This window comes from Segeticoccus rhizosphaerae (genome assembly GCF_009192725.1).
In the GTDB taxonomy this organism is placed as follows: domain Bacteria; phylum Actinomycetota; class Actinomycetes; order Actinomycetales; family Dermatophilaceae; genus Segeticoccus; species Segeticoccus rhizosphaerae.
Window position 1 is genome coordinate 1 of record NZ_VOHR01000113.1, and the last position, 10,716, is coordinate 10,716.

General features: G+C 70.0%; 12 protein-coding genes. 4 read left to right on the forward strand and 8 right to left on the reverse strand.

From position 1 onward, the window contains the following. A partial coding sequence (locus FRW57_RS23195; protein ID WP_203230295.1) for a hypothetical protein occupies window positions 1-1,535 on the forward strand: 1,535 nt, incomplete at its 5' end. 278 nt (window positions 1,536-1,813) lie between these two features. On the opposite strand, the gene FRW57_RS10875 is transcribed toward FRW57_RS23195, so the two are convergent. The 3 genes from FRW57_RS10875 to FRW57_RS10885 all read right to left on the reverse strand — a co-directional run bounded on the left by FRW57_RS10875 (window position 1,814) and on the right by FRW57_RS10885 (window position 3,520). Next, on the reverse strand, window positions 1,814-2,413 hold the full coding sequence (locus FRW57_RS10875) for a GNAT family N-acetyltransferase (RefSeq protein WP_203230296.1): 600 nt from the start codon (window positions 2,411-2,413) through the stop codon (window positions 1,814-1,816). 679 nt (window positions 2,414-3,092) lie between these two features. Then, the gene (locus FRW57_RS10880; RefSeq protein ID WP_152185996.1) at window positions 3,093-3,311 is read right to left on the reverse strand and encodes a hypothetical protein; all 219 of its coding nucleotides are present in this window, start codon (window positions 3,309-3,311) and stop codon (window positions 3,093-3,095) included. Beyond that, entirely contained in the window at window positions 3,311-3,520 is a 210-nt protein-coding gene (locus FRW57_RS10885; protein WP_162308274.1) for a DUF2795 domain-containing protein, read from the reverse strand. The genes FRW57_RS10880 and FRW57_RS10885 overlap by 1 nt, the downstream gene beginning before the upstream one ends. On the opposite strand from FRW57_RS10885, the gene FRW57_RS24780 reads away from it, so the two are divergent. After that, a complete protein-coding gene (locus FRW57_RS24780) occupies window positions 3,510-3,644 on the forward strand; it encodes a hypothetical protein (RefSeq protein ID WP_274381651.1) in 135 nt (44 codons plus the stop codon). The two genes, FRW57_RS10885 and FRW57_RS24780, sit on opposite strands and share 11 nt — an antisense overlap. Before the next feature lie 39 nt (window positions 3,645-3,683). Further along, window positions 3,684-4,460, forward strand: coding sequence for an ExeA family protein (locus tag FRW57_RS10890; RefSeq protein ID WP_137123356.1), 777 nt, complete (start codon window positions 3,684-3,686; stop codon window positions 4,458-4,460). A gap of 480 nt (window positions 4,461-4,940) precedes the next feature. Here FRW57_RS10890 and FRW57_RS10895 read toward each other — a convergent pair whose 3' ends face one another. The 4 genes from FRW57_RS10895 to FRW57_RS10910 form a co-directional block, all read right to left on the reverse strand. Beyond that, a complete protein-coding gene (locus FRW57_RS10895) occupies window positions 4,941-5,444 on the reverse strand; it encodes a hypothetical protein (protein WP_137123355.1) in 504 nt (167 codons plus the stop codon). Window positions 5,445-5,628: 184 nt separating this feature from the next. Further along, window positions 5,629-7,038: a wax ester/triacylglycerol synthase family O-acyltransferase gene (locus FRW57_RS10900; RefSeq protein ID WP_162308273.1), complete on the reverse strand. Its 1,410-nt coding sequence runs from the start codon at window positions 7,036-7,038 to the stop codon at window positions 5,629-5,631. Window positions 7,039-7,456: 418 nt separating this feature from the next. After that, window positions 7,457-7,744 carry an STAS domain-containing protein gene (locus FRW57_RS10905; RefSeq protein ID WP_162308272.1) on the reverse strand — a complete coding sequence of 96 codons (288 nt, stop codon included), beginning with the start codon at window positions 7,742-7,744 and terminating at the stop codon, window positions 7,457-7,459. Between the two features lie 228 nt (window positions 7,745-7,972). Further along, complete coding sequence (locus FRW57_RS10910) at window positions 7,973-8,689, reverse strand: GAF and ANTAR domain-containing protein (RefSeq protein ID WP_162308271.1); 717 nt, start codon at window positions 8,687-8,689, stop codon at window positions 7,973-7,975. Window positions 8,690-8,985: 296 nt separating this feature from the next. On the opposite strand from FRW57_RS10910, the gene FRW57_RS10915 reads away from it, so the two are divergent. Then, window positions 8,986-9,690, forward strand: a complete 705-nt coding sequence (locus tag FRW57_RS10915) for an ATP-binding protein (RefSeq protein ID WP_137123351.1) — start codon at window positions 8,986-8,988, stop codon at window positions 9,688-9,690. Between the two features lie 403 nt (window positions 9,691-10,093). Here FRW57_RS10915 and FRW57_RS10920 read toward each other — a convergent pair. Then, a partial coding sequence (locus FRW57_RS10920) for a transposase (RefSeq protein WP_203230297.1) occupies window positions 10,094-10,716 on the reverse strand: 623 nt, incomplete at its 5' end.

Sequence of the window (10,716 nt, forward strand, 5' to 3'; positions counted from 1 at the left end):
CGCGATGTTGGGCCTATGCCGGGACGCGCACCCGTGCGGTCCCGTTCGCCGACGCTGCCCTGGCCCATGCGACCGCGGCCGGTGACGGCGCGCTCCTGGCGGATGCGCTCGACGCTTCGCTGGCCACGCACTGGGGGCCCGACGAGCTGTCCGTCCGCGCCGAGCTGGCACGGCAGCTCGACGACGTCACCGCCCACCTCACCGATGTGCAGGCACGCACCAAGGCGCATCTGTGGCTGCTCACCGTCGCCATGGAACTGCTCGACCTACCCGCGATGAACCGCCAGATGCGCGCGTTGGAGGTGCTCGGCGAGCAATCGCCACGGACCATGTTCTTCGCGGCGTCCCGGCGGCTCACCCTCGACCTGATGCGCGGAAGGACGGAAACCGCCGCAGAGCTCGTGGCCGTGGCAGGCCGGGCGTTGGACCAGGCCGGGCTGGCCGACGGCTGGCTGGTCGTGTCCAGCATGAGAGGGTACGCCGCGGTCCACACCGGAGACCGGGACACAGCCGCCGAGCTGGCCCAGCTGGCTGAGGACTTCGCGATCGCTGAAGGTGTTCGCGAGCTCTACGCCGAGGCGGCCTGGATCTGGCTCGGCGCTGGCCAGGTCGAGCGGGCCATCGCGCTGGCAGCGACGTTCGATGCCGGTGTGCTGGCGTCGCTGCCCCGCGACTTCAGCTACCTGCCGACCCTGCAGCTGGTGCTGGACGTCGCACTCCACGCCGGCGAGTCCGACCTGGTCACCCGGGTCGCGGTCGTGCTCGCCGCGTACGCCGGCCGGCCGGTCATCACCTCAGGCGGGGTGATGTTCCACGGGGTCACCGACGACACCCTCTCTCGGGCCGCGGACTTGCGCGGTGATCACGAAGAGGCCGCACGGCTGCGGGCGGACGCGTTGGCGACCTACACGCGGATCGGCGCGACCTGGTGGCGGCAGCGGCTCGAGCAGTGGACCCCCAAGCTGCCCGCCGCCAGCAGCGACAGCCGAATGGCCGACCGCCGAATGACCCTGCGTCCTGGCCCTGCCGGCACGTGGCTGGTCGGCCACGCCGGCACGACGACGCCGGTACCAGCGCGCAAGGGCATGGCCCAGGTGCACTTGCTGCTCTCCCGGCCAGGCAGCAGCATCAGCGCACTCACCCTTGCCGGCGGTTCGGTGGTCGAGAGCGACCTGGGGCCCCGAGCCGACGCGACCGCGCTGGCCGCCTACCGGCGTCGCCTCCGTCAACTTGACGAGGCGCTCGATGCCGCCGACGCGACCGGCAACGCGACCAGCGCCGAGGCCCTGGCCGCGGAGCGAACCGCGCTGCTGGCCGAGGTCTCGGCGGCTACCGGACTCGGCGGCCGAGCCCGCCGGGTCGGAGGGAGCACCGAACGCGCCCGGGTGAGCGTGCGCAAGGCAATCGTGGCTGCGATCGACACGATCACGACCGCCGACCCGGTCGTCGGGCGCCACCTGGCGACCCACATCCGCACCGGCCTCACCTGCACCTACCAACCCGACCCCGGCCAGCCCTCTGCCTGGGAGCTGTGACCAAGCCCGGCCGTGTCCCGAACCGGACTCTGAGCATTCCCACCCCCATCCCGTCGCCGTCGATACCGTCGGCCACCGACGGAGTGATGTCGCTGCCTTCTGGGCGGCATGCACGCGCGCTAGATCAGACTCCGGTCGCGTAGGCGGTGAGGAAGTGGACGGCGTGCCGGTCGAGGTTGCCGCGGGCGCGGTCGTAGTGCTCGGTGGTGCGGGGGTCGGCGTGCCGGGCCAAGATCTGGGCGTCGCGTGGCGGCGACGAGCTGCGCTTCCAGCGCTGCTTAGGTGTTGGCCGAGTCTGGCCATGGCCCGGGGGGATCGTCGGGGACGTCTTGCTCGGCCTGGGTCGTGTGGTGGATGCGGAATCCGCGTGCCAGGTAGTTGCGCAGTGCGTACGGGCCATCGAGGGTGCAGGTGTGCACCCACACCCGCGAGACTTCCGGAAGCACGGGCCAGCGCTCGTGCAGCGTCCACGCTTTGCTGAGGCCCTGGGTGAGCAGCTGGCCGCCCAGGCCGCGACCGGTGAACCGCGCGAGCAGACCAAAGTAGGCGATCTCCACGTGCGTGGCGCCGTCGTGGATGTCAGCCGCGAGCTCGACGTAGCCGGCGGGCGCGCCGTGGAACCAGGCGACCCAGGTCTCCGAGCCCGGCCGCGAGAGCCAGGCGACCCACTCGGCCAAGTTCCACCCGCGCCGGTCGAGCCAGTACCAGTCGCCACCGACTGCCGTGTAGAGGAACCGGGAGAACTCCGGAGCGAGCTCGCCGACCCGCCCGATCAGCGCGGGCTCTGCAGGCTCACGTGCTGCTCGCAGGTCCGCCGGATCATCCTGTTCGAGATGGGTCGTCGTCACGATCACCGATCCAGTGAACAGCACCGTCACCCAGCGACTGCCACGGGATCTGTGACTAGCACAGCGGCGTTGTCGCCCTGGGCACAGAACCGGCACCACGGTCAGCAACGGCAGTCCCATCCCGCGGCAGTCAGCGCCGCCCACCGCCGGGCCCAACGATGCTGAGTCGCTGGACGCGAGTCCAACCCTTCCGGTGGATCAGCACAGGTCCCCGGCTACCGGTGTTGGCCGCGACGCCGCCCCTGGCGGCCCCGCACCCGGGGGCGTGTCCCGCGCCAGCCGGCCGGTCCGAGCCGGGCGCCAGCGGGCCACCGACAGCCGCTCCGGCTTCCGCGGTCGTTGTTGGTGCTGGTTCACCATGGTGTTCTCCAGGGGTCGTGTTCTCCTAGGGGATCGCCCGCCCGGGTGCCGCTGGTGACGGAGGTGGGGCCCTCCTGGCGTGCCGGCGCCGCCGCGCGTGCCGCCCGGCGTTGGCCCAGTTCGGTGATGATGGCGTCCTGTTGGAGCCGTAGCCGGGTCTGATCTGGGTCGTTGTGCGAAGACCGAGCCGGTGCCACCGGGGCGGCCCGGAGAGTGTCTTCCAGCCGAGCCAGGTCGCTGATCAGCTCCCGCATCGAGCGGTCGCGCAACGCGGGCGGTTGCCGGCCCGCGAACCGGGCGGGCCTCGCGAGCGCCGGGGCCGGCGCCCAGGATGTGCTGGGTGTCCACGTCAGCCCAGGAAGTAGGACGGATCGGCCGGGTAGCGCGCCCGCCCGGCGGGTCGCTGTGCCCCGGCGAACGGTGGCCCGGCGCCGTGGCCGGCTCGCGGCCCGACCGGGTCGTGGACACCGCCGCAGAGCTCGCCGTGGAGACCGGACGCGTCGAGACCGCCGGCTGGCTGGGGCGCCGCGATGGCGGCGGCAGGCGGCGCCCGGAACCGATGGCGCATCACGATCGCGTCGCGGCGGTCGGCGTCCCCAAGGCGGAGCACAGGGCCGGCAAGTCGGGCCAGTGGCGGTGTGCGGGTAGGTCCAGCAGCAGCTCCAGCACCACTGGCGGGGCGTGGTGGTCCACCGCCGCGGCGAGCACCTCCTCACGGTCGGCCGGGAAGCCCGCGGGCGGCAGGTAACCGACCAGCTGGCCCGCGGTGACCGGCACTGCGTTGGAGTCCGAGCTCGCCTCGTTCGGCGCCTTCGCCTCGGGCCGCCCGACCGCGGACATCTACCGCGACCAGCTCGACCTGCTGGACCTCATCACCGACACCACCGAGGAGCAGCCATGACTTTGGATCGCTTGCAAGCCCACTTACGGATTCACCCGGATGCCGTTCGGGCGGGCCCTGGCACCCGGGATGCTGCACCGCCCGAACGGCAGCCACGCCGAGGCCGCCGCGCGGATCAGCTGGTGCGTGGCCGAACGCGCCCTCGGCGTGGTCACCGGTGAGGTCGGCGCCGGCAAGACCGTCGCGATCCGCGCCGCCCTGGCCGGACTGGACACCTCCCGGCACACCACCATCTACCTGGGCAACCCCGCCGTAGGCGGCCGTGGCCTCTACGCCGGGATCGTCACCGCCTTGGGCGGCGTTCCCCGCTTCCACAAGGCCGCGCTCATCCCACAAACCGCCGAGCTGCTGGCCGCCGAGGAACACGAGCGAGGTCGCACCGTGGTCCTGGTGCTGGACGAGGCCCACCTGCTGGGCGCCGACCAGCTCGAAGAACTCCGGCTGCTGACCAACGCCGACATGGACTCCCACTCACCGTTCGCGTGCCTGCTCGTGGGACAACCCACCCTGCGCCGGCGGATCAAGCTCGGAACCTTCGCCGCCCTCGACCAGCGAATCGCGCTGCGTTACGCCATGACCGGGATGAGCCAGACCGAGACCAAGTCCTACCTGGCCCACCACCTCGGCCTGGCCGGACGATCGGACACCCAGTTCTCCGACGACGCGGTCGCGTTGATCCACCAAGTCGGTCGCGGCATCCCCAGAGCAGTGAACAACCTCGCCGTCCAGTCCCTGGTCGCCGCCTTCGCGACCAGCAAGGCCATCGTCGACGAATCATCCGCGCGAGCCGCCGTCACCGAAGTCACGACAGAATGACCACCACCACGACACCATGACCACCCCGCCGGTTGCCCGGCGGGGCCTTCAAAATCGACTCAACCCGTCATCACCAACCACGACGCCCCCATCATCGATCGACGCGACCGGCAACAGACGCCGACATTGCCAGCGTCGAGAGTATGCGGCGGGTCATGGCCGCACAGGCCTCCATGATGGCAATGCCGGTGCTCGGATTTCCCGCATTTGAGCGCCGTCGACAGATTCGACGAGGACGGCATCCTGGACGCCGCTGAGTCATCGAAGCATGCGCCGGCACCTTCACCCCCATCGACCCGCGCTAACGCAGTTTCAACAGAGCACGCACTTGACCGCCACCACTGCTCGCACCTCAACCTGGTCTTCAGCTGCGCCAACAAGATGGCCATTTGGGCATGGATGAGGAGCGCATCGCGCGGCTAAGACGCCTGCACTCGCGGCTGCTAGAGCGGTGCGGTCCACGGTGGGCTCAACGTGGCCTCAGTGGCTCCAGATCCGGTGTAGTGCTCGTGGCAGTCCCCATGCGCCGCGGTCTGTGAGTCGCTGGTCCTCGTCCAGCACCCCGAGGTCCTGCCAGCCAGGAGTCAGATGGATCAGGGCCATCTCCAGCACGGCCAGGTGGCCTTGGGGGTCCTCAATCTCGCCGTCGACATCCTCGAGGCGCTCGACGTCCACTTGCACGAGCGCGGGGTCGAGCGCGCTGCCTGGTCCTCGGTCTACCAGGCCAAGCACCAGGCCGAGCCAGTCCGCGTGTTGCAGGGCCATCACCGCGGACATCGACTCGATCTCGTCCGCGCTGGGCTCCTTCGATGGAGAGATCGTCTCGGCCAGCGCGTCCAGCCAACGGGCGTCGTCGTCGGTGGGAACATCCCGAACTGCCGGGATGCGCTTCGCGAGGTACTCCGCCGCGGCCCGGTCCACCGCTTCCCATTCCTCGGACCAGGCGTCGATCTCGTCGTCGGTGATGTCCCAGTCGTTCGGCATGAGACCAGCGTAGAGAGCCAGGCGAGAACGCGCCTCCCTCCGGTGGCACCAGTTCCGCACAGGAGGCCCCCGGCGGTTGGTCGTGGCCATGATCGGCGCGGCTGAACGGTCCGGAGTGGGGAGGGCGCCGCGCGGGGTTTCAGGTCCACATCGTGGGTCCGCTGGGGCGTCACTTGCCGGGGCGTCAGCCGGCGGCTGCCAGCAGCTGGTCAAGCTCGGCCCTGATGCCGTCGACCAGGGCTTGGGGGTCCGGGCACAGTTGGCGCACCGTGGTGACGCTGATGTCGACGTGCTGGTCGTAGGTGATGGCGGCGAAGAAGAGGTGAACCGGTGGGCAGACGATGCCGCGCAGGAAGACGTCGGTGATCTGGCGGGTTGCCAGGTAGAGCGGCTGACGCGGTCCGGCCATTGTGGACACGGTGAGGTTCTGGGTGGGCGGGAACACGCCGAAGGCCTTGGTGCCGGCGAAGGCCATCGCCGCGCTGACGATCCCGGGCAGCAGCAGGTCGCCGACGTCGGCGAGGGACTGCCAGTCGGCCCGCGACCGGGGCAGGGCCGACTTGGCCGCGGCGGAGCTCGCGTGCACCGCGGTCAGCCGTTCCCCGGGGTCGTCGAGGTGCACGGGCAGGTCGACCCACATCGTGGTGAGGTGGTTGCCTTGCATGTCGTCGTCGCCGGCCGCCCGGACGTTGACCGGGCAGGTGGTGCGGATCGGTTTGTCGGGCAGGTCGGCGTGCGCGGCCAGGTAGTCGCGCATGGATCCGGTCACCAGCGCCAGCAGGACGTCGTTGACGGTCGTCCCGGGGAACATCACGCGCACCGCCCGGACCTGGTCGAAAGGCACACTGACGAGCGCCATCGATTTGCTCGGGTCGCTGACGTGCTGGTTGAACAGCGTCATCGGGGGCGCGTCGGTCAGCGAGGGCAGGTAGCCGGGCAGCTGCGGCAGCCGCGCCGAGCGGTTGGCCAGCCCTGGCGGCACGCTGGGGACGAGCCGGCCCATCAGCCGCTTGGTGGCGACGGTGTTGGCGGCTAACCGGCTCGGCAGCTCCACAAGTGCCCTCTGCAGCAGGGACGGTTGCGTCCGCCCGGTCAGCGGCGCCGGCTCACGCTCGCGATCCACCCGGGTGGGCGCGGCGTCGAACAGCAGATGCTGCAGCGCGATCATGCCGACGCCGTCTATGACGGCATGGTGCACGCGCAGGACCAGCACCGCTCGCCCATCGGCCAGCCCGGTCAAGTACCAGACCTGCCAGAGTGGCCTTCCGCGGTCCAGCGGCCTGCCGGAGACCTGCAGGATCGTCTCCATCAGGGCGGACGCGTCTCCCGGCGCCGGGACCCTCCGATGGTGGATGTGCTCGTCGAGGTCGACAGAGTCCGTCTGGGCCCAGCGGTCCTCGCCGATGCGCAGTGGCGCGTGAGCGATCACGCGGTTGGCAATCGGTGAGCCGGGCAGTCGCTGACCGAAGACGGCCCGAATGTCGTCGAAGGGCAACGGGCCTTCGGGCGCGGACTCAAGGACGTAGATCCCGGCAACGTCCATCGGGTAGCCACTGCGTTCCAGACGCAGGAAGATGCTCTCGGTGCTGCGCATCGGCGGCATCTGCCTCCTCCCGAGTCCGGCACGCCAGTCAGGCACTGTTCATTATGCTCGGGCCCAGTCGGCCGGACTCGTCCCCCTTGCGGTGCATGGCCCCGTCGTTCGCGGCGACACCTTGTGACGGGACGTCGCAGACCCGTGGTGGCTGTGGTGCCGCCGGTGCAGGCGGGCGGGCCTCCGACGAACAGCAGAACTCGCCGATTGGCTTCGTGTGTGGGGTCGACTCCGCGAACGACGACTGGCGCGCATAGGTTTACTGACGAGGCCACCAGCGCAACTGCCGCCGTATGCCCAGCTTCGACCTGCGGTGCCGAAGTTCTGACATGCTCGCTTCCAGCGCCGGTGGGGGTAGTGGTGGTCGCTGGACGTTTGTTTGCCGGGGCGTGTACGTCAGGGACGTTGTGCTTGCGGGTCAGCCGAGCCGTGTGGCGCGGTGATCTGGACGGGTGCTGCGGCGCGGCAGGTGCTGTCCGGGGTCTAGCACGTCCATGACGCGCGCCACCATTCCGGTTGCTCCCACGGCCACGACCCGGCGGTGGGCGGCTGCACTGATCAGCATCCCGGTGCAGTGGGCGTCCATGAACGTGACGTTGGTCAGGTCGATCGCCAGCAGCCCGTGAGCATCTGCGAACGCGCGGTCGAGGGCAGCATTTAGGTCGTCGCGGGTGCTGATGTCATACTCGCCGGCCAATTCCAGCACCCAGGGGCTGATGAGGTCAGCTCCTGGGTGGCTGTGGCCTGCGGATCCGACCTGGTGGCGTTGTGGTCTCGGTTTTGCCGCCCGATGGGCTGGGTCCGTCATGGTGGAGGTCCCAGGTGGGTGAGTGGCGGGTGACGGAGCCCGGTGGCGTTGCGGGCGGCTGTTTGCTCAGCTACCTCGACAGTAGTCCAGAACGGGTGGTTCGGGTAGTCCCCACGGTGGGCGGGTTCACCGCTCTGCGGCGGTCTCGCCTGCCTGGCCCTCCTCGTCTTGCACCTGGTCGAGCAGCTCGCGGGCGATCTCACGCAGCTTGCGGTGCTGGGTCTGGGACATGTCACGCAGGACGTCAAAGGCCTGTATGGGTCCGCAGCGCTGCTGCGCCATCACGATGCCCCTGGCCGTGTCGATCTCCCACCGGGAGGTGAGGGCCTGTTCGAGGCTGGCCGCGGTGACTTGGGCGCGGGTGAAGGCCTCGGCGTTGCCCAGCACGATCGAGGCCTGCTCGGCGAACAACGCGGCGGTCGCGGCGGTGGCCTCATCGAACACCCAGGCTTGCAGCGCATACACGTTCAACGCCCCGAGCCGGGTACCGCGGACCGTCAACGGTGCCGCCACGATCCCGCGCAGCCCATACTGCAGCGCTGCGGCCCGGAACCGGGGCCAGCGCTGCTCGTCCTCGAGGTCTTCGGTCAGCACCATGTCCTGGGTCACGTAGGCGTGCAGGCACGGTCCCTCGTCAAGGGCGTACTGGATCTCGTCGATGCGCCGCACGAAGTCGCCGGCCGCGGTGACCGTGGTCGGTTTGCCCTGCACGACCCAGGTGACTCCCGCGCCGTCGCAGCCGGGCACGGCGCGCACGGACAATTCAGCGACGCGCTGCAAAGACTCGTGCAGGGACTGCTCGGACAGCACAAACTGACCCAGCGCCGCCAAGCTGCCCGCCAATTCGGCTCGGCCTCGGGCATCCGGTGAGGAAGGGCTCAACCGCGGTACTTCCTCTCTCCTGCCGCGTACGCACCTGCTGTATACACCCGATTATCCCCTGCGCGACCCGACGGTCAAGCACGAAATGGGCCTGCTGTGGTGGGCTTGGCAGGACCAACCACCGGGCGTAGCCTGCTGAACAGGGACGCGATATTGAGTCGGCAGCGGCGCTCGCGCCGCGGCGTGGAGGTCCGAGCGATCCGGGGCGGGGCGGCCCTTCCACCGGCAGAGATGAGGCTCCAATTCGCGACGTCACGGTGGTCGGCGCGACCGGTCCAACCGGCCCGGTCCAGGGACTGGCTGTCCTGAGGGCACTGGCCCAGGAACCACGAGCCGTCGTCGCTGATCTGACCGGACCCGACGTCGATGCATCTGCCCTGCCCGCCGAGCTCGACCTGATCGAAAACTATCTGGGCCACTGGGACGCGACCGCCCTGCTCGTGTGCGCCGACACCCTCGAGAAGGAGCGCGTCCTGCAGGCCCACCCGCTCGGCGCCAGACTCACCCTGTTTCCCGCAGTGGCCTTCGCCTTGGTCGCCGCAGGCCGCCAAATACCTACCGACCGGCTCGTCCTTCCCCTCGCCTCGGTCCCTGCGGCGCCCGGCCAAGCCCGCCACTTCGTTCGATCAGCCCTCGAGCAATGGCGCCTGAGGTACCTCCTCAACGAAGCCGAGCTGGTCGTGACCGAGCTGGTGACCAACACCGTGGTGCACGCCCACACGCCGATGACCCTCACCATCAGCCGCAGGAATCCCACCGCCCCGCCCGGCCGGGGCACACTACGGATCGCGGTCCGCGACACGGACCACGACAGTCCCGCCCCTCACCCACCCGACCTCCTAAGACCAGATGGGCGCGGGCTCCAACTCATCGATCACTTCACCGCCGCGTGGGGGGCCATCTCCCTGGACGACGGAAAGATCGTCTGGACCGTCCTGCAACAAGACCCCGCCACCGCCTAACGAGAAATGAAGGCGCGTTCTGGCCACGGCCAGGCAAGCCCTGGGTCAGGCACAGGTATCGATCACGTCAAGGGCACCCTGATCACCGGCGCGATCCATGGCGGAAAGACCAGCCTATGGCGACGAAGTCAAGGGGCTTGGGTTCGTTGATTTGTGCAGGGCAAGTCGGCTCGCCGAGGTTCGCCGGCGGGTTGATTGGTCTTTGGGGTTGAGGCGCGTTCGCCGGTGGTCGGGGGCCCGGGCGCCCGTCTCCTGCCCTACGTAGCGTGCAAGCGGGTTGCTTCCCGACAGCCTTCATCCGGGCTTTGGTGGAGACGGGCGGGGCTGCCCATGGTCTTTCGCGGGATGTGATCCCGACGCAGTGGCGGGCTCACCCCGTCCGGTCGGCTATTGCGCCTTGGGGTCAGGCGGCAACGGCGGCTCCCCTCGCGGTTGCGGGGGTCTGCGGGTTGAGTCCGCCGGCGATGGCGGGGTCCCAGGCGGTGCCGGTGGTGATGACGGCGTGCAGCTGGCGCAGCAGGCTGCCGGCGACGGCGACCCGCGCCTGAGTTTTGGTGAGCTTGTTGTCGGCCCTGCCGGTCAGGTGCGCGTACCGGGCGGCGAGCACCGGGTTGTTGCGCAACGCGGCCCACACCGCCCGCCACGCCGCGAGGCGGAGCTGGGGGCGGCCGCGGCCGCTGATTCCGGTCTTGCCCTGGTAGCTGCCCGAGGCGTTGTCGCGGGGACAAAGTCCGGCGTGCTTGACCATTGCCCGGGCGCTGGTGAACCGGGTGGGGTCGCCGGTCTCGGCGAGGATCGCGGCGGCGCCGACCGCGGACAGCCCCGGGATGCTGGTCGCCAGCCCGGTGAGCCCGAGCTCGTCGAGTACCTGCACCATGCAGGCCTCGACCACGGCGGTCTCGGCGCGGGCGTGGGTGGGCCAGGTCGGCCAACGCGAACCGGGCCCGCTCCAGGCCACCGGCGCGATTACGGCCACTTGCGTCAGCAGGTCTACGCCTACGGGACCGGGCTGACAGCGCACATGAC